Origin of the sequence: Hyunsoonleella rubra (genome assembly GCF_042684665.1) — a bacterium.
In the GTDB taxonomy this organism is placed as follows: Bacteria; Bacteroidota; Bacteroidia; order Flavobacteriales; family Flavobacteriaceae; genus Jejuia; species Jejuia rubra.
Genome location: NZ_JBHULY010000019.1, coordinates 37,324 through 58,396 on the forward strand (window position 1 = coordinate 37,324; position 21,073 = coordinate 58,396).

The 21,073-nt window shown below is 38.4% G+C and carries 16 protein-coding genes and 2 tRNA genes; 14 read left to right on the forward strand and 4 right to left on the reverse strand.

Going from position 1 to position 21,073, the window contains the following annotated elements; translation table 11 throughout:
* Positions 1–164 precede the first annotated feature (164 nt).
* Entirely contained in the window at positions 165–515 is a 351-nt protein-coding gene (locus ACFSR8_RS09895; RefSeq protein WP_380291551.1) for an arsenate reductase family protein, read from the forward strand.
* A gap of 69 nt (positions 516–584) precedes the next feature.
* Here ACFSR8_RS09895 and ACFSR8_RS09900 read toward each other — a convergent pair.
* The 3 genes from ACFSR8_RS09900 to rseP form a co-directional block, all read right to left on the reverse strand.
* Positions 585–656, reverse strand: a tRNA-Arg gene (locus tag ACFSR8_RS09900).
* Between the two features lie 87 nt (positions 657–743).
* Positions 744–817, reverse strand: a tRNA-Asn gene (locus ACFSR8_RS09905).
* 101 nt (positions 818–918) lie between these two features.
* On the reverse strand, positions 919–2,238 hold the full coding sequence (rseP, locus tag ACFSR8_RS09910; protein ID WP_380291553.1) for an RIP metalloprotease RseP: 1,320 nt from the start codon (positions 2,236–2,238) through the stop codon (positions 919–921).
* A gap of 160 nt (positions 2,239–2,398) precedes the next feature.
* On the opposite strand from rseP, the gene ACFSR8_RS09915 reads away from it, so the two are divergent.
* From ACFSR8_RS09915 to ACFSR8_RS09930, 4 genes are all read left to right on the forward strand, one after another.
* Positions 2,399–3,064, forward strand: a complete 666-nt coding sequence (locus tag ACFSR8_RS09915) for an SCO family protein (protein ID WP_380291555.1) — start codon at positions 2,399–2,401, stop codon at positions 3,062–3,064.
* A 438-nt stretch (positions 3,065–3,502) separates the two neighbouring features.
* Complete coding sequence (locus tag ACFSR8_RS09920; protein WP_380291557.1) at positions 3,503–3,739, forward strand: FeoA family protein; 237 nt, start codon at positions 3,503–3,505, stop codon at positions 3,737–3,739.
* A complete protein-coding gene (gene feoB, locus ACFSR8_RS09925; protein WP_380291559.1) occupies positions 3,732–5,831 on the forward strand; it encodes a ferrous iron transport protein B in 2,100 nt (699 codons plus the stop codon). The genes ACFSR8_RS09920 and feoB overlap by 8 nt, the downstream gene beginning before the upstream one ends.
* A gap of 273 nt (positions 5,832–6,104) precedes the next feature.
* Positions 6,105–6,992: a 3-keto-disaccharide hydrolase gene (locus tag ACFSR8_RS09930; RefSeq protein WP_380291561.1), complete on the forward strand. Its 888-nt coding sequence runs from the start codon at positions 6,105–6,107 to the stop codon at positions 6,990–6,992.
* Here the strand turns inward: ACFSR8_RS09930 and ACFSR8_RS09935 are convergent, their stop codons facing one another.
* Positions 6,993–7,649, reverse strand: coding sequence for a metal-dependent transcriptional regulator (locus ACFSR8_RS09935; protein ID WP_380291563.1), 657 nt, complete (start codon positions 7,647–7,649; stop codon positions 6,993–6,995).
* 98 nt (positions 7,650–7,747) lie between these two features.
* Here ACFSR8_RS09935 and ACFSR8_RS09940 point away from each other — a divergent pair, with 98 nt between their 5' ends.
* From ACFSR8_RS09940 to ACFSR8_RS09980, 9 genes are all read left to right on the forward strand, one after another.
* Positions 7,748–9,994 (forward strand): TonB-dependent receptor, encoded by a 2,247-nt coding sequence (locus ACFSR8_RS09940; protein WP_380291565.1) that lies wholly within the window; start codon positions 7,748–7,750, stop codon positions 9,992–9,994.
* Positions 9,995–10,020: 26 nt separating this feature from the next.
* Positions 10,021–10,926: a metal ABC transporter solute-binding protein, Zn/Mn family gene (locus ACFSR8_RS09945; RefSeq protein WP_380291567.1), complete on the forward strand. Its 906-nt coding sequence runs from the start codon at positions 10,021–10,023 to the stop codon at positions 10,924–10,926.
* A gap of 178 nt (positions 10,927–11,104) precedes the next feature.
* Entirely contained in the window at positions 11,105–11,296 is a 192-nt protein-coding gene (locus tag ACFSR8_RS09950; RefSeq protein WP_380291569.1) for a hypothetical protein, read from the forward strand.
* A gap of 87 nt (positions 11,297–11,383) precedes the next feature.
* A complete protein-coding gene (locus tag ACFSR8_RS09955; protein WP_380291571.1) occupies positions 11,384–12,118 on the forward strand; it encodes a metal ABC transporter ATP-binding protein in 735 nt (244 codons plus the stop codon).
* Between the two features lie 162 nt (positions 12,119–12,280).
* Positions 12,281–13,408: a metal ABC transporter permease gene (locus ACFSR8_RS09960; RefSeq protein WP_380291573.1), complete on the forward strand. Its 1,128-nt coding sequence runs from the start codon at positions 12,281–12,283 to the stop codon at positions 13,406–13,408.
* Entirely contained in the window at positions 13,401–14,561 is a 1,161-nt protein-coding gene (locus tag ACFSR8_RS09965; protein ID WP_380291575.1) for a metal ABC transporter permease, read from the forward strand. The genes ACFSR8_RS09960 and ACFSR8_RS09965 overlap by 8 nt, the downstream gene beginning before the upstream one ends.
* A gap of 44 nt (positions 14,562–14,605) precedes the next feature.
* Positions 14,606–15,817: a hypothetical protein gene (locus tag ACFSR8_RS09970; protein WP_380291577.1), complete on the forward strand. Its 1,212-nt coding sequence runs from the start codon at positions 14,606–14,608 to the stop codon at positions 15,815–15,817.
* A 34-nt stretch (positions 15,818–15,851) separates the two neighbouring features.
* Positions 15,852–19,148, forward strand: coding sequence for a tetratricopeptide repeat protein (locus ACFSR8_RS09975; RefSeq protein ID WP_380291579.1), 3,297 nt, complete (start codon positions 15,852–15,854; stop codon positions 19,146–19,148).
* A 1-nt stretch (position 19,149) separates the two neighbouring features.
* A complete protein-coding gene (locus ACFSR8_RS09980) occupies positions 19,150–21,066 on the forward strand; it encodes a DUF3857 domain-containing protein (RefSeq protein ID WP_380291581.1) in 1,917 nt (638 codons plus the stop codon).
* Positions 21,067–21,073: the final 7 nt, after the last annotated feature.

Genomic DNA, 21,073 nt, shown 5'->3' on the forward strand with positions numbered 1-21,073 from the left:
TTTTAAAGAAAAAAATTAAAGTTCGAGGCAAAAATTTGAGGCATAGTCTCGGTTACGACGATAATTTTTAACGAAGAAATTTGGTTTTTTAATCAAAAGATTCATTTTATTTTATGTTGATTTAGCTATATGGTTTTAATTTGTGTTCTGAAACCGTCAAAACTATGAAAAAAGTTTACTACCTAAAAACCTGCAGTACCTGCATTAGAATTTTAAAGGAATTGGATCTATCCGATGAATTTGTATTACAGGATATAAAAACAGAACCCATAACCGTAAAGCAAATCGAACAAATGGAAGCGCTGTCCGGAAGCTACGAATCCCTTTTTAGCAAGCGTGCTCAGCTATACAAGAAGATGGATTTAAAAAATCAGAATCTTACAGAAAAAGATTTTAAACACTATATTCTGGAGCATTACACCTTTTTAAGCCGACCTGTAGTTATTATCGATGACCAGATATTTATTGGGAATTCGAAAAAGACGGTGGAGGCTGTAAAAGAAGCTTCAAAATAAAAAAGTGACTCCACCAGGACTCGAACCTGGATCTAAAGTTTAGGAAACTTTTGTTCCCTGCCTGCCTTGTGACCTTACCAGGACTCGAACCTGGATCTAAAGTTTAGGAAACTCTTGTTCTATCCCTTGAACTATAAGGCCATTTTTTGTCGGCTTGCAGGCAGGTATCCCTTGAACTATGGAGCCAAAAATTAAAAAGCCCTAACTTGAGATGTTAAGGCTTTTTTGCTCCTCAGGCTGGGCTCGAACCAGCGACCCTCTGATTAACAGTCAGATGCTCTAACCAACTGAGCTACTGAGGAAGGTTAGTTTCGCGTTTTGCGAGCGCAAATATATACTAATTTTTAATTAAAGCAAAACTACTTTTAAGAATTTTTAATGTAGTTTTTGTCCTAATTCAAAATTAAATAAAGCGCTTTACAATATTCCAAATATCGTTACCGAACACTAAAAGCATTATTCCCATAATAATAACGAAACCAATGATTTGTCCCTTTTCTAAAACCTTTTGGCTTGGCGGTCTTCCTGATATGATTTCATAGGTTAAAAACATGGCGTGCCCGCCGTCCAAAGCTGGAATTGGCAATATATTTACGAATGCCAACCATATCGAGAACATGGCCGTAAACCTCCAAAAGAACGTCCAATCCCAAGTGGGGGGCATCATTTCTACGATACCAATTGGCCCCTTCACTTGCTTATAGGCTTCGGTTTTGGGCTTAAAAATCACTTTAAGTTGCTTCACCTGTTTTACCAAAACATCGTAAGTTTTTGCTAGTCCAGCCGGGATGGCCGCGAAAAACCCATAGTCGTCAGTTTTGATAAACTTGTCGGGGTCAACGGATAGTACTACGCCTAATCTTTTATCCGTTAGGGCTACTTTTTTGTCAACAATGCTTCCGCCCCGATTTACGGCAACAGTAACGGTATCGTTATCCACATTATCCAAATATGCTTTCAATTCGTCCGTAAACTGCAAAGATTTCCCGTCAATAGCTACTATCTTATCGCCTTTTTGCAATCCTCCTTTGTATGCACCACTGTCAGATGGCACGGAATCGATTAATGCTTCAAACCTTGGAAAGAAAAATACGTTCTTCAATCCCGAGAATACAGATTTCAAGGCTTCATCCGTTATCGGAATGGTTTTATTCGCTCCGTTTCTTTCCACAACTACTTCTTCGCCTAAAATCACATTCAGCATTAAATCATCAAATCTTGTAGCGGTATCACCATCGATTGAAACTATCTTATCGCCAGTTTTAAACCCGAGTGCCTCGCCATTTTCATTCACATAAATACCATGCTCCAAATTTTCCATGGGAATATACGTGTCACCATCTTTAATTAACAATGCCGAGTAGATAAACCATGCCAAAAGCACATTGACTATAATACCTCCTAGCATAATGATCAATCTTTGCCAAGCTGGTTTTGAACGGAATTCCCATGGCTGTGGCTCTTTTTCCATTTGTTCTGTATCCATGCTTTCATCAATCATTCCAGCTATTTTTACGTAGCCCCCCATGGGCAACCACCCGATTCCATATTCGGTTTCACCGATTTTCTTTTTGAACAACGAAAACCAGGGATTGAAGAATAGATAAAATTTTTCAACCTTGGTTTTGAACCATTTGGCAGTCAAGTAATGCCCGAGTTCGTGGAGTACCACCAGAATGGATATGATGAGTATAAATTGTACAATTTGGGTCAATATCGTCATGAATTCCTTTTTTTAACCGCACAAAAGTAAGCTTTTAAACCAAGTTTAAAAAGCCGTTTGCCGGATAGCCTTTGTTTTAACAGTATTTTAAGTTGAGGCCCTCCTCGTACTCGGAAAAATTCATCGTATTTTTGCACAAATTTGTTCATTTAGCCCGTTTATGCTCTCATTTTTTAAGGATTATAAGGTATTTGCAATCGTTTTTGGAATCATTTCTATCATTATAGTTTCCATTATTTACAGCACCCTGAATGTGTATCAGCCATTACCTATTTATCAGCCAGTGATGGTAAGCACGGAATTGGTAGACAGCACCATCCAACACAAAAAAAAGTACCATAAAATAGCTGATTTTAGTTTGATAAATCAAAACGGAAAAACCGTTACCCAAGATGATTACAATGATAAAATTTATGTGGCGGATTTCTTTTTTACAACCTGCCAAACCATTTGCCCCATCATGACCGACCACATGGCACAGATTCAAAAGGAAATTATGGATGATAGTGACGTGTTATTGCTGTCGCATTCTGTTACTCCTGAAATTGATTCGGTGGCGCAATTAAAACGCTATGCCATTAAAAAGGGAGTTGATGATGCCAAATGGAACTTGGTGACAGGCGACAAAAAGGAAATTTATGCCTTGGCCCGAAAAAGCTATTTGGCCGTTAAGGACAATGGAGACGGTGGCCACTTTGATATGATTCATACCGAAAATTTTATGCTGATTGATAAAAAGCGACAGATTCGAGGGTTTTATGATGGGACCAATCCGGTAGAAATTAAAAGACTACTTAACGATATTTCAGTTTTACAAGAAGAGTAGGGGCAGTAACTTAAGGGTAAAAAAAAGCTCCTATGAAATTCATAGGAGCTTCTATCTTCTTAAGGCATTACTTATTTATAACGCCTTCTTGAGTTCCAAACTATTGAACTTGCATTACTAAAGGTTTTGGTTAACGTACCAACTTTAGTTTCTACTACTATTTTTCTCTTACTTCTTTCCATAATTTTTTCAATTAAATTACAGGGACAAAACTAAGTTGCTCATAATAAGTGAAAAACAAGCATCTTGATAAGTATGTATGCTATATTATCCCGAAAACGATTGCGTAAGATTAAAATCACCCAATATAGCATATTAAATTTGTTAAAAATTCCAAAATATCATTATTTATAGGTTCTTTTAACTCTTTGCAAATAAACCTTCGTAGTTCTAAACTTTTGGCTTATTTTTGCTTCTTTAAAATCAATCTAAATAAGCTTGAAGCAAACTTTGGCACATTTAAAACGCGGTGAACATGCAGTAATTACTGATGTTTCGTCGATTCACATTCCTTTAAAATTGTTGGAAATGGGCTGTTTGCCGGGCAACTCCGTGGAGTTGGTACAGGTGGCGCCTTTTCAGGACCCGATGTATTTGAATGTAAACGGCACGCACTTAGCCATAAGAAAGGAAACGGCTTCACATATTTTAATTGAAAAAGTAACGCATGAGTAAACAGATAAACGTTGCTTTAATCGGGAACCCAAATACGGGGAAAACCTCTGTTTTTAATGCGCTTACGGGCTTGAACCAAAAGGTGGGCAACTACCCCGGGATTACGGTTGAAAAAAAGGAGGGTGTCTGCAAATTGCCCCGTGGGGTGAAGGCGCACATTATTGATTTACCCGGGACGTATAGCCTCAACGCGTCTTCCCTGGATGAAAATGTGGTTATCGAGCTGTTGTTGAACCGTAATGACAAGGATTTCCCTGATATTGCCGTGGTGGTTACCGATGTGGAAAACTTGAAGCGGAACCTATTACTTTTCACTCAAATAAAGGATTTAGAAATCCCGACGTTGTTGGTCATCAACATGGCGGACCGTATGAAATATAAAGGGATTTCGCTGGATATTGACTACTTGGAGGAAAAACTCCGTACCAAAATTGCGCTAATCAGTACTCGAAAAAATGAGGGAATCGACACTCTTAAAGATTTGATTGCCAATCACAAAGAGATTTCGGTAAAACCCTGTTTGGACACTACTACAATTGATCCGGCTTATTTCGGTAATCTAAAAAAGGCATTTCCAAACCAGTTGCTATATAAGCTGTGGTTAGTGATTACACAGGATGTAAACTTCGGCAAAACCAGCCGAAAGGAATTTGATGCCGTTGCTGATTTTAAAACGAAAAGCAAAGCAGATTTAAAACGTTTACAGCAAAAAGAAACGATCAAACGCTATCAATTTATTAATGAAGCTTTGGGCAAAGGGCAGACCATCGATTTGAGCCAAGCCAAGGATTTACGAATTAAATTAGATAGGATTTTAACCCATAAGGTTTGGGGCTATGTCGTTTTTGGGGTGATTTTATTGGCCATCTTTCAGGCCATTTATGATTGGGCCGAAGTGCCTATGGATTTTATCGACGGCGCATTTGCGAGTTTGAGCGAATGGGTGAAAAATACTTTGCCCAAGGGAGCCTTTACCAATTTGATTGCCGAGGGTATTATTCCTGGATTGGGCGGGATTGTTATTTTTATTCCTCAAATTGCCTTTTTGTTTCTTTTTATTGCCGTACTGGAGGAAAGTGGTTATATGAGTCGCGTTGTGTTTTTGATGGACCGCATTATGCGCCGTTTTGGACTGAGCGGTAAAAGTGTGGTGCCTTTAATTTCTGGTACAGCCTGTGCCATTCCGGCCATTATGGCCACACGGAATATCGAAAGTTGGAAGGAACGTTTGATTACTATTTTGGTTACGCCCTTTACTACTTGTTCTGCACGATTACCGGTATATTTGATTATTATCTCCTTGGTTATTCCTGAAGGTCGTTTTTTTGGACTGAGCTATCAAGCTTTGACCTTAATGTTGTTGTATCTTATTGGGTTTGGTACGGCTATTTTATCCGCACAAATCTTAAACAAGGTTTTAAAAATCCGAAGTAAATCCTTTTTTGTGATTGAAATGCCCAATTACAAGTTGCCCATGTTTAAGAATGTGGCTTTAACGGTCATCGAAAAAACCAAATCATTTGTGCTTGGGGCAGGGAAAATTATTTTGGCAATATCCATTATCCTTTGGTTCTTGGCGTCCTATGGCCCTGGAGAACAGTTTAACAATGCCGAAACCATTGTGAAGACTGAGTACGCGTCACAGAATTTAAACGATGAGGAATTACAGCAAAAAGTTGCTTCTCATAAATTGGAGCATTCCTTTATCGGAATTACAGGGAGAGCGATTGAGCCAGTCATCAAGCCGTTGGGCTACGATTGGAAAATAGGGATTGCCATTGTAAGTTCGTTTGCCGCGCGAGAGGTGTTTGTGGGTACTTTGGCCACCATATACAGTGTGGGTAGCGACGACGAAGCCACTATAAAAACGAGAATGGCTGCAGAGGTGAACCCGATTTTGGGAGGGCCATTATTTAATTTTGCCTCAGGGATTTCTTTATTGCTGTTTTACGCCTTTGCCATGCAATGTATGAGTACCCTCGCCATAGTTAAAAAAGAAACGAACAGTTGGAAATGGCCTGTTTTGCAACTGGTGATTATGAGCAGTTTTGCGTATCTTGTAGCTTTGATAGCGTTCCAATTTTTGAAATAATATCCCCTTGAGGGGATTTAGGGGTGTATTTCTGAATACTAAACTTGATATCCAAAACACCTCCCTAACCCTCCTCAAGGAGGGAATAAAAACAATATCATGAATGATCTAATTCAAAATATTTTAGTATTTACAGCTGTATTATTAGCAGTGTCGTTTTTGGTTAAAAAGTTCTTTTTTAAAAAACCTAAAGCTGAAAAAGCATGTGGAAATGATGATTGTGGGTGTAAATAAAACTTTTTTTTTAATAAATAATTAACCACTTTCCCTCCAATGAAAAAAACTGCACTCTTTGTTCTCTGCTTAATAGGCACAGCTTTTTCGTTTTCACAGGAAAACCAAAAAAGTATAAACTTACTAGATGCCAACCTAACTAATTTCAATAAATTTATCGGTGTACCGCATATTACAGTAGTGGGCTTACCCGAAGATACTTATCAATCGGATGATGTTACAAAGGGTGAACCTTTAGGATTGAATAATGATATAAAAAATGTCTTTACCACCACCAATATTAATGGCGAAACGATATTGAATATCAGTGGTGAAATCTACGGAAGTATTACCACAAAAGATAGCTTTGGCAATTACCATTTTAGCACCCTGTTTAAATGGGGCAATAAAAAATGGGAGCCTAGACTTCTAAGAAAAAAGGACAGTGGCATTTTGTTCCATAGTTATGGCGATTATGGTAGGTTTTGGAATACTTGGAAAACCTGTTTGGAATTTCAGGTACAGGAAACAGACCTTGGAGACTTCATCGCTTTATCCGGTAATAGGGCCAACCCAAAGGTTGACGCCCCAAAAGTTGAAATTAGAGGAGACGGCAGTGCCAAAACTAAACAGTACAATCCCAATTTAGATACTTATTTTGAAGGCAAGGGGTATATACATGCCTTTTTAGAACCTCAGAATCCTCATGGCAATTGGAACCACTTAGAGCTTTACGCTGTTGGTAACGATGCTGTGTATGTGGTAAACGGCGAAATCGTAATGGTAGTGGAAAATGCGATTAACCCTGAAACCAACAAGCCTTTGACAGAGGGGCAAATTCAAATTCAATCAGAAGCAGCAGAATGCTACTACAAGGAAATGACCATCACCCCAATTACTGAGTTTCCTGAGTTTATAAAAAGACAGGTGCGTTTTAAAACGGAATAACTATACTGTTTTTATATAAAGGTTATGGGCGATAGTACTTGAAATCACAAGTGATTTTCCATCAACTTCAATAGTAATAGAGTTGTCAAACACTTCTCTATGGATTATGTTTAAAGAAGAACCCAATGCAATTTTATGCTTGTCCAAATATTTTAAAAAATCTGGAGAAGAATCCACAACACCAACACAAATACATTTGTCGCCAACTTTCGTTTCTGATAGCAGAATTTTATCAATCTTTTTGAACTTGCCGGTTTTGTCTGGAATAGGATCCCCATGAGGGTCGTGCGTGGGGTACTCTAAAAAAGCGTCTAATTGGGCAATTAGTTTTTTAGATTTTATGTGCTCCAATTGTTCGGCAATCTCATGTACCTCGTCCCAGGAAAAATTCAGTTTATCCACTAAAAACACCTCCCAAAGCCTATGTTTTCTGACGATGTTTAGGGCAATATCTTTGCCTGTTTCGGTCAAATCTACCCCTTTATATTTGGTATAGTTGGCGTATCCTTTTTCCGAAAGTTTTTTCACCATATCGGTAACCGAGGAAGCCTTGGTCTCCATTTCTTGAGCAATGGCGTTGGTGCTTACAGTGCGAGCTCCTTGTTCTCCCAAATGGTAAATAGCCTTAATATAGTTCTCTTCAGTAAGGGTAATCATAGCTTCATTTCTGATTGTACAAATATATAATAATTATAGCTTTAAATTTATTTTTAGACTAATCTAAAATATGTTTTATATTTGCAAAAAATATATTGATGAGGAACATTCTGGCTTTATGTTGTATTGTTTTAGTTTATTCCGTTAATGCCCAGAGCATCTCTGGAGTAGTTACTTCAGATGGAGAATCGTTACCCTACGTAAATATTTATTTAAAAGGTACTGATATGGGGGCTGTTTCGGGGGATAACGGCACCTTCAAAATCACGAATGTTAAGAGGGGCACTTACACCATTATAGCGTCTTTTACAGGATATCAAACACAGCGCAAAAGAATAGCCGTTGCCTCTGAAGATATAACGATAAACTTCGATTTACCAGAATCTGAGTTGTTGGACGAAGTCATCGTTACGGGAACCTTAAAAGCCGTATCACGATTGGAAAGTCCTGTGCCCGTTGAAGTGTACTCGCCTACTTTTTTTAAGAAAAACCCAACCCCCAATATTTTTGAGGCTTTGCAGAATGTTAACGGCGTACGTCCACAGCTGAATTGCAATGTCTGTAATACCGGTGATATTCACATAAACGGATTGGAAGGCCCTTATACTTTGGTGATGATTGACGGGATGCCCATTGTGAGTGGACTTTCTACGGTTTATGGTTTGTCTGGGATTCCCAATTCATTGATTGAACAAGTGGAAGTGGTCAAAGGCCCCGCATCATCGCTTTACGGCAGCGAGGCCGTTGGTGGGTTGATTAATATTATAACCAAACTTCCTGAACATGCCCCTCTATTTTTCATAGACAACTTTGTGAGCAGCTGGGGTGAGGCCAATTTCGATTTAGGCTTTAAGTCAAGAGTTGGGTCAAAGGCCGATGTATTGCTGGGAGCCAATTATTACAAGTATTCCAACGCCATAGACGACAATAATGACAATTTTACGGACGTAACCCTTCAGGATCGAATTTCTGTGTTTCAAAAATGGAGTTTCAAACGTAATAACAACCGTTTATTTTCATTGGCAGGGCGATACTTTTATGAAGACCGTTGGGGAGGCGAAATGCAATGGGACAAACAATTTAGGGGAGGTACAGACGTGTATGGCGAAAGTATTTACACCTCCCGTTTTGAAATTATCGGGAACTATCAATTGCCTATTTCCGAAAAGGTGAATTTTCAGTTTTCATACTCAGATCATGACCAGGATTCGTTTTACGGTGATACTGAATACACCGCACAACAGCGCATTGGTTTTGGGCAACTCATCTGGGACAAACCTCTGGAAAGGCACGATCTTTTGTTCGGATTGGCAACCAGGTATAATTTTTATGATGATAATACGACGGCTACGACTCAAGCTGATGAGATCATCATTCCATCGGTTTTTGTTCAAGATGAAATCAAACTCGGTGAAAATCAAAATTTGTTATTGGGCTTGCGTTATGATTATGATAACCGCCACGGTTCAATTTTAACACCCCGAATAGCTTATCGCTTTAAACCAACCGAAAACGACATTTTTAGGGTGAATGCTGGCACCGGATTTCGGGTTGTCAACTTATTTACCGAGGACCATGCGGCCCTAACAGGTGCAAGGGATGTTTTGATTACCGAAGCTTTGGAGCCCGAACAGTCCTATAATGTCAATCTCAATTACCTGAAGAAGTTTTATACGGCAAACGGCTTTTTGATTACGCTGGATGCTTCTGCCTGGTACACCTATTTTACCAATGCCATTATCCCGGATTATGATACCGATCCCAACCTCATCATATATGATAATTTGGACGGCAACTCTACCTCCAAAGGAGTAAGCTTAAATATTGATACCGTTTTGGGCAGTGGCATTAACGCCTCCATTGGCGCAACATTTCAGGATGTATCTCAAAAAGAAAATGGCGTAAGGACGCGTCAGATTTTAACAGAACGTTTTACTGGGGTTTGGTCATTATCCTACAAACATTACCCTACCAAAATGACCATCGATTACACCGGAAATATTTACGGCCCCATGCGATTACCGCTTTTGGGCGAATTGGACCCAAGAAGCGAATATTCCCCAACTTGGAGCATTCAAAACATTCAGTTAACCTATGAAAGCAATGCGAAAATGCAGTTCTATGCCGGTGTAAAAAATATTTTGGATTGGACCCCAAATGACGGTAACCCCTTTATAATAGCTCGTTCCGATGATCCGTTTGATGAAAATGTGCAATTTGACAATGAAGGCAACGTTGTTCCAACACCCGACAACCCGTATGCTTTAACCTTTGATCCGTCATACGTGTATGCGCCAAATCAAGGCAGGCGATTGTTTTTTGGATTACGCTATACTTTAAATTAAATTTAACCTCTCAGAGGTCTCTTATAATGAAGAAAATAGTAATAAGCTTAATTCTCGTTCTTATCTGTTTCAGTTGCAAAAGCGAAAAGAAGAACAACGGCAAAATCAACGTGGTGACCACCACTACGATGATAACCGATTTGGTGAAAAATATTGGTGATACCCTGATTAATGTACAAGGGTTGATGGGTAGTGGGGTAGATCCACATTTATATAAAGCTAGTGAAGGTGATGTTACTAAATTAGCCAACGCTGATGTTATCTTTTACAACGGCTTGCATTTAGAAGGTAAGTTGGTGGAAGTTTTCAAAAAAATGAAAAACAAGAAAACCATTGCAATATCAAGTACTTTGGATAAAAGCACGTTGATTGGTTCGGATTATTTCGCTTCAAATTATGACCCACATATTTGGTTCGATATAGATTATTGGAAAGAAGCAGCTGATTTCGTAGAGTATTACCTATCAGAAGCTGTTCCGGAAAAAAAAGATGTTTTCGCATCAAACAGAAAAGTCTATGTCGAGAAATTAAATAAGCTAAAGAAAGAACTTTACGATACAATCGATGTATTACCCAAAGAACAGCGTATCTTAGTAACGGCACACGATGCTTTTAACTATTTTGGGAAGGCATTCGATTTTGAAGTAGTAGGTTTACAAGGTTTGTCTACCGCTACAGAAGCTGGAGTCCAGGACGTTCAAAAGCTGTCCGCCTTTATTATTGAAAATAAGGTAAAAGCCATTTTTGTAGAAAGCTCGGTACCCAAACGCACGATTGAAGCCCTGCAAGCCTCGGTAAAATCCAAAGGCCATGAAGTAGTGATCGGAGGTACTTTATATTCCGATGCCCTTGGCGATGCAGGGGCCATTGAGGGCACTTATATTGGTATGTTTAGGTATAATGTGAATACGATTGTGGATGCGTTAAAATAGAAAAGAAGCCCCACCTAGCCTCCCCTAAGGGGAGGAACCCTACTCTTGCTTTAAAAATTTAGAGTGTGAAAAGAATTTTCAAAAGAAAACAGAACAAATCCTTCCCTTTTCAAGGGAAGGTGTCCGAAGGACGGAAGGGTTAAAACATTGGCCTTTTTGAAAAAGTTAAACCAAAACTATGAGAGAATTAAAATTACACGCTTTGGGTTCAAACGATCATTTGGAAACTCTAGAGGAAAGATACAATTCCCTGAAAGAAAAAATTAAGGGGGACACGAAATTGACCACATCTGAGAAAAAAATAGAATTGGAATCATTAAAAGAATCTTTCGAAAAAGAGAGAGAAAATATCAAAAACAATAATTATTAGTTACAAATCCGCGAGTGCCTTCCAAAGCTCGGTAATTTTGTGACTATAGTTTATTTCTAAAGCGCAGACTAAAACAGAATCAAAGGAATGACCAAAACAGCCGTAAAAGTAGATGACCTCACTGTAGCTTACAACTACAAACCCGTACTTTGGGATATCGATTTGGAAATCCCCGAAGGGGTACTTATGGCTATTGTTGGCCCCAACGGCGCCGGTAAATCTACACTTATCAAAGCTATTTTGGGCATATTAAAACCCATTGCAGGAAGCGTTAGTATTTACGACCAACCCTACGAAAAGCAAAGACAATTGGTAGCTTATGTTCCGCAAAAAGGAAGTGTCGACTGGGATTTCCCAACTACTGCATTAGATGTTGTGATGATGGGCACCTATGGCAGTTTGGGCTGGATAAAACGACCCGGGCAGCAACAGAAAAAGGCCGCTTTGGAGGCACTTGAAAAAGTTGGAATGCTCCCTTTTAAAAATCGGCAAATCAGTCAGCTTTCCGGGGGACAGCAACAACGTATCTTTTTGGCAAGGGCACTAGTACAAAATGCCTCAATTTATTTTATGGACGAGCCGTTTCAAGGCGTGGATGCCTCTACGGAAATCGCCATCATTAATATTTTAAAAGCATTGCGTAAAGCAGGAAAAACGGTTATTGTAGTGCATCATGATTTGCAAACCGTACCTGAATATTTCGATTGGGTTACTTTTCTAAATGTGAAAAAGATTGCTACCGGCCCCGTAAAGGACATATTTAATGATGATAACCTCACCAAAACCTATGGCATTAATTATAAGGTGAGCGTGCAGGAGTAAAAGCGAAGCCCCCTAACCCCCAAAGGGGGAACTCAAAAATATCCTGCAAGGTTTTAAAAACCTTGTAGGTCTAAAAACAAAAAAGAAGATCCTGAAACAAGTTCAGGGTGACAGAAATTTGATAAGGCGAAAAAGGAAGAGATTCTTGCTTTCTCAGGAATTATGGACATAACCGAATACATAAAACTCGTCTTCACAGACTATACCCTAAGAACTATTACCTTAGGCACGGCCATATTGGGAGCCGTAACCGGTATGTTGGGCAGTTTTGCGGTACTTCGGAAGCAAAGTCTTTTGGGCGATGCCATTTCACATGCCGCCTTGCCAGGTATTGCCATTGCCTTTTTATGGACGGGCACTAAAGACAGCAATGTTCTATTATTGGGAGCACTGATAAGTGGCCTTATCGGTACCTTTTGGATTCGCGGAATCATCAAAAAAACGCACCTAAAGTCCGATACGGCTTTGGGCCTGATATTATCCTTGTTTTTTGGATTTGGTATGTTGTTATTGACATTTATTCAAAAACAGCCCAATGCCAATCAAGCAGGATTGGATAAATATCTTTTTGGCCAAGCGGCAACCCTTGTTGAATATGACGTATGGGTAATGGCTATCATTACAGGCATTTGCCTCTTTGTCCTTTTGCTATTTTGGAAGGAATTTAAAATCCTGCTGTTCGATGCGGATTACACTAAAACGCTTGGTTTCAATACCAAAGTGATTGATATTCTTATCACATCTTTTATAGTTTTGGCCATTGTTCTGGGCTTGCAAACCGTTGGTGTTGTGCTCATGAGTGCCATGCTTTTGGCGCCGGCTGCGGCCGCTCGGCAGTGGACAAACAGTTTAAGCGTAATGGTATTTTTGGCCGCTTTGTTTGGGGCCTTTTCCGGGGTGTTTGGCACCGCTATTAGTGCCAGTCAAAACAATTTATCCACCGGACCAGTCATTGTTATTGTAGCAAGTATATTCGTTTTGGTTTCTTTTATTTTTTCCCCAAGCCGTGGCTTACTATTTAAACAAATACGATTTTTAAAAAACCGACGTGATTTGCAATTACATAAAACCTTAGCTTTTATGTACCATATTGCAGAAACGCATGAGAACATTTCCCATCCGCACGCCATTAAAATTTTGAACAACTTTCAAGGCTACACGAAAAGTACCCTACAAAAATTAGTGCGGAAAAATTATGTGAAATTAGATGCCGATATGTGGAGTTTGACCAAGGAAGGCTTTAAGGCCGCATCCAATTTGTACAATCAGCAAAACGACAACAATGAGTAGTGCCCAACTGGAAATACAATTGATTGCTAGTTTGGTGGCCATTGCATGTGCTATCCCAGGAACGTTTTTGGTACTACGGAAAATGGCCATGATAAGCGACGCCATTAGCCACTCCATTTTGCCTGGGATTGTGATTGGCTTTTTTATTACACATGATTTAAATTCACCACTATTGATACTACTTGCCGCTTTGACAGGAATATTGACGGTAGTTTTAGTGGAATACATTCAAAAAACAGGATTAGTAAAGGAAGACACAGCTATTGGCTTAGTGTTTCCGGCGTTGTTTAGCATCGGTGTGATTATGATTGCCAAAAATGCCAATGATGTCCATTTGGATGTGGATGCCGTTTTATTAGGCGAATTGGCCTTTGCCCCTTTTGACAGACTTATCATTGCGGGTACAGATGTTGGGCCAAAATCCCTCTGGATTATTGGTTGCATTTTAGTCCTCACCATTGGATTGCTTTTTGCCTTTTTTAAAGAATTAAAAGTAAGCACATTTGATGCCGGATTAGCCGCTTCCTTGGGGTTTTCACCCGTGGCCATTCATTATGGCTTAATGACGGTGTCGTCCGTAACCACTGTTGGGGCATTTGATGCTGTTGGTGCTATTTTGGTTGTAGCCTTGATGATTGCACCTGCGGCTACGGCCTATTTGTTAACCAATGAACTAAAACGTATGCTGATTTACGCCATTTGCTTTGGCGTTCTTAGTGCTATTTCCGGATATTGGGTGGCGCATTGGCTGGACGCCTCCATTGCTGGTTCGATAACCACCATGCTGGGATTGCTATTTTTAACCGTGTATTTATTCGCGCCAAATAGGGGGGTTATTGCCGTTATGTATCGCGAGAAGCAACAACGTACGGAAGTGTCTTTGCTCACATTTTTGCTCCATTTAAAGAATCACACCGAAGAGCGCGAACGCCACGTGAACCACCTCAACGAACACATCAATTGGCAAAAGGTACGCTCTAAAACCGTTTTGGATTTGGCTTTAAAAAACAACATGATCAAGCTAAATAAAAACATTGTTTCCCTAACAGAAAAAGGGGAAGAATTCACTGCTTTGGCCATTGACTATATCATCTCCAATCAAGATAATAGGATTGAGCACATGAAAGATGATTTCTTTTTGTTTAGAGGGTAACTTTGGTATCTTTATTGTGGCTATACTCTTAAATTCTAGCCACGATGAAACACGCCTTTTTAATCCTAGTTTTAGCATCTCTAGTTATTTCATGCGATGATTCGAAGCAATATGAAGGTAAATGGCGACTGGACCCCTTAAGGCTTAAAAACAATGAATTAGATTATCCATTCAGTATTTATGTTGAAAATGATTCTATTAAATTCAATTATTGGTATTTTGAACATTGGCACAAATTCCCCCTAAAAATTAAATCTAAAAAGCTATTATTCAATAGTTGGGAAATACCTGCAAACAAGTTAGAGGATACTATTTACGTTAATAAAATAGCATATGTTAAAGATGAAAAGGATAGTGTTTTTAAATGGTGGTGGGACGACCCATTAATTAAGATAGAACTACCCAAAACAAATTCCAAATACTTTAAATTTGATAAAATAAATTCCACCGCACCTAATAGTTATTTGCATTACGGGAAACGTTTGGACAATAACGCCTTTAGTCTGCAACTAAATGGAAATCATTCTAAATTAACTGATTTACCAGAATTCTTGCATATCGGACATCACTACACTTACCATGAAGAACAAAGTCCTTTTCCAAGTAGTATTTTGTTCATCGACCAATCCACAGGCATGAAAGACCTAGAGTCAATATTATTTGAACACAAAAGGGTTAATCGCTTAAAAATCAGTTTTATAAATAATATCAGTATTAGTTATCAAGACTCCCTTGGACTATATTATGACTATGAATTATTAAATAAAAGACTACCTCCTTTCAATGAAAATGATACTTATCGTCCAGGACACTTGGCCAACATTCCACCACCTCCCCCGCCACCTCCATATTTCACGTTCTTCGGTGATCAAAAACCAGAGTTGCAATTCGTTCTATTAAAAAATGGCACTTTATTTCATGACAATAATCCCATTTCAACTTCAGAATTAAAAACACTGGCTAACTCGTGGGTAAAAAAGAAAAATGCCATTTTCAGTTTGTACGATTTGGAATCTACTTTTGGGAAATTTCTAGAAATGACAGCCATCATTAATTCAGCTTATCAAAACGAAAGAAATACACTTTCAAAACGTAAATTCAATAAGCCTTTGAGTGATTTAAATCGAGATGAAATGACGTCTTTAAAGCTAGAAATTCCGCTGTATCATGTGTGGAGTTATTCTATTCCCCATTACAATCATGTAGTTCAACAAAAAAATAATACGTTTGGTGTAAATCTCAGTGTTATCCATTAAAAAATTCGTAATTTTCTGACGTTAAATACTCCAAATGAAATACCTTTTAGCCCTCACTGTACTGCTTTTATGTTCAATTAAAGTCATCGCACAAGACAAAATCCCCTTTATCGATTTAGACGACATTTACGAACAACTTTCCAGCGGTGATGAAGACGAAGATTATAGGAAAAATGTAGAACGACTCAACACAATTAGCAAGAACGATTCTTCGTATTGTGATGTTTTGGTGTCTAAATCCTATTATCTTCTAAATTCAAAGCAATACGACAAAGCCATTGCAACTATTGATGAAGGCCTTGGCATGGATTGCGACGGCGTCAACCTTTCCTTTTACATCAACAAAGGGTTAACCTTGACCTTAATGGAAGAGTATACCAAGGCGGTTGAAGTTTATAAAACGGCCCTAAAAAGGTACCCAAAAAATGCAGAATTATGGTTCAATAAAGGCCTCGCACATGAAAAAGCTGGTGAGTTGGAAAAGGCCATTAAAAACTACAAGGCCTCCATCCGGTTAAAGCCTACTTATGGCCGTCCGCATTTGCAACTGGGAAATATTTGCTACAAACAGGAGCGTATGACCCAAGCTTTGATGTGTTTTAATGTGTATTTACTTCTGATCATTGATGAGGACAATGCCTTTAGTATTTTACAATCGCTCAACAATGTTGTGGGGGATAGAAATGAGAATGAGGCCAATCCCGATTTTGAAATTTCTCCAGATGACGAGGCTTTTGATGAACTGGATTTAATTCTGAACAATAGGATAGCGCTCAACAAGAAATATAAAACCGGCCATAGGATTGAAATTGCATTGACCAAACAAAATCATGCCTTATTGCAACAAATTGATGAGGTTGAGGGCAATGGTGGTTTTTGGGACCAAAAATATATCCCATTGTATAAATGGATTGCAGAAAACGATTTATTTGAAAATTTCATTTATACACTTTGTTATCCCATAGAAAATGAAAAGTACGCCAAGACAGTCAAAAGCAATGAAAAAGGTATAGTAGATTTTATTGGGAAGTTTTATGATAAATGGCGCGACATAATGAAAACTGACCACCAAATGTTTGAGGGTGAAACCCAAGAAGTTGTTAATTATTACTTTAACAATTATACACAAGCTGTCGGGAAAATGAATGGAGAAACCTCAGTGGGCAAATGGTACATCTATAATGAAGATGGGCAGTTGTCTTCCGAAGGAAGTTATAACGAAAATGGCGAACGCGATGGAAAATGGATCTGGTACCACCCCAAGGGTGGCATTATGGAAACCGCAGTATATCAAAATGGTAAATTGAACGGTGAGAACCTTCACTTTTTTGAAAATGGCAAACCATATATCGTCACAACTTTCAAAGATGACGAGTTGGAAGGCGAGTATCTTCTTTATAATGAAAAGGGTGCCCTAATTGAAAAGAAATTTTTTAAGGTTGGTGAATTGGATGGCCTTTACAAATCCTATTTTAAGGTTGGCGAATCTCTTTTAGAATGGCATATCCCTTATAAAAAAGGCGATGTGGAATCAATGGCCACCGAGTATTATGCCAACGGCGATGTGTATGCCGAAATCCCTTTTGAAAATGGTAAAAGACATGGCGTGGAAAAGAAATTCCATTACAATAAAAAACCATCTTCAGAAATCAGCTATGCCAATGGCGAATTAAATGGCCCCTATAAATTATACCATTCCAACGGTAATTTATGGAAGGAAGGCGTAAGCGCGGATAATTTTTACAACGGCCCCTTCAAAATCTATTATAGAGACGGTACTTTAGAACGCGATCAGACCTATAATAAGGGCAACTTGGAAGGTGAGTCAAAATATTATGACAGGGATGGAAAATTGCACTATGAATATCTGTATCGCAAAAGTGAAGTCATCGCTTATAAATACTTCGATAAGGAAGGCAATGTAATCAAAGAAGCGCGCAAAAAAGGAGGTGAATTTGAGTTTACGGGTTTTACCCCGCAAGGCATTAAATTATCCGAAGGAATTTATGATATCAAAGGTGGGAAAAAAGGCCTCTGGAAGTTTTATTCAAACAATGGAGTATTAACCAATAAAGGGGAATACGACGACAATAAAGCCATTGGCGAGCACATCAATTATCACAATAATGGTGAAATTAAATCCATAGAACAATATGTCAATGATTCACTTTCGGGGTATTATGTAGGTTATCATCCCAATGGCCAAATGGAACAACAAGGTTGGTATAAAAAGAACCAGGCACAGGGAGAATGGCGGATTTATTATATGGATGGGACTTTGAAGGAAATCAACTTTTACCATAATGGGGAATTGCATGGTAAACAAGAGATTTTTGCGGTGGATGGCAAGCTTGAACGTACCTATATCTACAAAATGGGAAAGTTATTTTCTGAAGTATATTTTGACGACCAGGGTAATGCTTTAGGCGAAATCAATTATCGCCCAAAGGAAAACGATTTTACATTAACCTATGTCTTCCCAAACGGAAAAACCGACATCACCGTAAATTATGTCAACGGCATAAAACATGGAAAGTATGCTAGTTATGATTACTACGGCAACATTTTATTGCAGGGCCAGTATAACAATGGTGAAATGGACGGTGAATGGACTTGGTACTACGCAAATGGCAATAAAAGTTTGGTAAAGCAATTTAGAGATGGCACACTGCATGGAGAGTATCTAGACTACCATGATAATGGAAAACTGGATGAAAAACATATGTATGTTTGGGGTAAAAGAGAGGGCAAGTCGGTAGCCTATTTTGAAACCGGCGTACAATCCCATGAAACCAATTACGAATATGGCGAGCTCCATGGGAAAAAATTCTTTTACGATAGCTCGGGCAAATTACAACTTATCCGTATTTATGAATATGGCAGACTAATTGGATACAGCTACTTGGACACTAATGGCAAAGAAGTGCCAATGATTCCTATTGAAAATGAAACTGGAAAAATAAAAGCTTATTTTGATAATGGCAAAGTGTCACGCGAAATGGAATATAAGTATGGCGATCTGGTTGGCGTTTATAAAGAATACTACTACTCGGGACAGTTGGAAAGCGAGATGACTTACCAGGCAGATGAATTTGATGGCGTTTTGACCGCCTATTATGAAAACGGCAACAAAAAGGGCACCTATAATTATCAATACGGAGTGCTTCAGGGGCTAGTAACTAAATACCATGAAAATGGAAATTTGAAGGAAGAAATCAATTACGCAAACAATACCAGAAATGGGGCAACAAAGTACTACAATGTCAATGGAAAATTGACCAAGGAGGAATATTATTTTAACGGTGATGTGTACAAATCCAAAACCTTTTAAGATGCGTTTTTCAGCTTGGATATTAATGTTTATCGGTTTGATTACTTGGGGCCAAGAGTCCGAAGAATTTAAAAGATATAAAGATTTATATCCCAATGCCAATGCCGTTACCCTAAACAAAGAGACCAAGGTGACGATTACTTTGGATGCGGATGACGTCAACATCACCCAGGAATTTATCGAAGAGGATTTATATTTGGATGAAGGTGCCAGCCGTAACTCCAAGCGCTCTTTACACTTTTCATCCTTTTTTGAATTGGAGGATGTTGAGGCATCGTCTTTTGTGTTTTCCGATGGGAAATATAGGGAAATGGAAGTAAAGGAGTTTAAGGAAAAAGATGAAATGGACCAATCGTTTTACGACGATTCAAAATCGTTGAATTTTATTTTTCCAAACCTTCAAAAAGGCTCAAAATCACGATTAAAATATTCAGAAAATGTTAAAAATCCTCGTTTTTTAAGTCCGTTTTACTTTGGGGACTTTTCACCTATTGTCAATAATAAAATTACCATCGTTGCCGATAAAAATATCAATTTAAAATTCAAGGAGTTTCAAACCCAAGATTTGGATATTAAATTCAATAAACAGGAAAAAAGAAACGCCATTATTTACACTTGGGAACTAAAAAATATGGACAAGTTTAAATACGAATCCAACTCACCTACCTATAAAAAAATATTTCCGCACATTGTTCCAATTATCACCTCCTACAAAACTAAAAACAAAAATGTGGATTTGGCCAATAAGGTATCCGACCTTTATAATTGGTACTATTCCATGGTAAAAGGTATCAATAAAGATGAACCCGATGCTGATTTGGTAAAGGTTGTGGAAGAATTGACAACTAATAAATCCAGTGATTTTGAAAAGGTAAAAGCCATATATTATTGGGCACAAAAAAACATCAAGTATATTGCCTTTGAATATGCTTTGGGAGGGTTCATACCCAGACAGGCCAATGATGTGTTTCAAAAGAAATATGGCGACTGCAAGGACAACTCCAGCATATTGTTCAAGATGTTGGAAATTGCTGGTATTGAAGGCAACCTCACGTGGATAGGCACCAGAAGATTACCTTATAAATATGATGAAGTACCCACCCCTTTGGTGGACAACCACATGATACTGTCTTATACTGAAGGTGATGACACCTACTTTTTGGACGCCACGGGCAGGTTTATCCCTATAGATTATCCGACACCTTTTATCCAAGGAAAAGAAGCACTGATTTCGCAAGGCGAAGACGGGTTTGTTATCAAAAAAGTACCCATAGTTCCTGCGGAAAAAAATGCTGTCATTGATGAAACAGTTGCTCACTTAGAAGGTGAAAATCTTGTCGGCATTTCAAAGGTTGACATTTCAGGATATAGAAAATTGGATTGCTTCGATGCATTGGAATACATGAATACCGATGAAAAGTTAAAGACCTTTTACATTAAACAACTTCAAAAAGGAAACAATAAATTCATAATCGACACCTTTACCGAAACCAACAAATACGATTACGACAAAAACTTAATTGTCAATTACACCTTCAATATTAATGGTTATGCCAAAAAACTGGGCGACGAGATTTACATAAACCTCAACCTTAATAAGGAATTGAGTCCATACAGAATGAATGACGACCGAACCAATGATCTTGAATACGAGTACAAAAACCGATTCAGCTATACCACAACATTCCATATTCCAGAGGGTTATACCATTGATTATATTCCTGAAAACCTTTCGGTTAAAACAGACCTCCTTACCAGTCATATTGTTTACAACAATGAAGGTGGCTCCATCACTTATAAACATGACGTAGCCTTCAATTTTATCACCTTGACATTGGCCGAACAAAAGGAAATTAATCGCCTTGTAAAAAAAATCGAAAAGGCCTACAAAGAAGTTATCGTTCTTAAAAAAATATAAAATACAG

Excerpts from the sequence above, each read along its gene's own strand:
- ACFSR8_RS09895 (WP_380291551.1), top strand. The coding sequence starts at position 165 with ATGAAAAAAGTTTACTACCTAAAAACCTGCAGTACCTGCATTAGAATT.
- rseP (WP_380291553.1), bottom strand. The coding sequence starts at position 2,238 with ATGACGATATTGACCCAAATTGTACAATTTATACTCATCATATCCATT.
- ACFSR8_RS09915 (WP_380291555.1), top strand. The coding sequence starts at position 2,399 with ATGCTCTCATTTTTTAAGGATTATAAGGTATTTGCAATCGTTTTTGGA.
- feoB (WP_380291559.1), top strand. The coding sequence starts at position 3,732 with ATGAGTAAACAGATAAACGTTGCTTTAATCGGGAACCCAAATACGGGG.
- ACFSR8_RS09930 (WP_380291561.1), top strand. The coding sequence starts at position 6,105 with ATGAAAAAAACTGCACTCTTTGTTCTCTGCTTAATAGGCACAGCTTTT.
- ACFSR8_RS09935 (WP_380291563.1), bottom strand. The coding sequence starts at position 7,649 with ATGATTACCCTTACTGAAGAGAACTATATTAAGGCTATTTACCATTTG.
- ACFSR8_RS09940 (WP_380291565.1), top strand. The coding sequence starts at position 7,748 with ATGAGGAACATTCTGGCTTTATGTTGTATTGTTTTAGTTTATTCCGTT.
- ACFSR8_RS09945 (WP_380291567.1), top strand. The coding sequence starts at position 10,021 with ATGAAGAAAATAGTAATAAGCTTAATTCTCGTTCTTATCTGTTTCAGT.
- ACFSR8_RS09950 (WP_380291569.1), top strand. The coding sequence starts at position 11,105 with ATGAGAGAATTAAAATTACACGCTTTGGGTTCAAACGATCATTTGGAA.
- ACFSR8_RS09955 (WP_380291571.1), top strand. The coding sequence starts at position 11,384 with ATGACCAAAACAGCCGTAAAAGTAGATGACCTCACTGTAGCTTACAAC.
- ACFSR8_RS09960 (WP_380291573.1), top strand. The coding sequence starts at position 12,281 with ATGGACATAACCGAATACATAAAACTCGTCTTCACAGACTATACCCTA.
- ACFSR8_RS09965 (WP_380291575.1), top strand. The coding sequence starts at position 13,401 with ATGAGTAGTGCCCAACTGGAAATACAATTGATTGCTAGTTTGGTGGCC.
- ACFSR8_RS09970 (WP_380291577.1), top strand. The coding sequence starts at position 14,606 with ATGAAACACGCCTTTTTAATCCTAGTTTTAGCATCTCTAGTTATTTCA.
- ACFSR8_RS09975 (WP_380291579.1), top strand. The coding sequence starts at position 15,852 with ATGAAATACCTTTTAGCCCTCACTGTACTGCTTTTATGTTCAATTAAA.
- ACFSR8_RS09980 (WP_380291581.1), top strand. The coding sequence starts at position 19,150 with ATGCGTTTTTCAGCTTGGATATTAATGTTTATCGGTTTGATTACTTGG.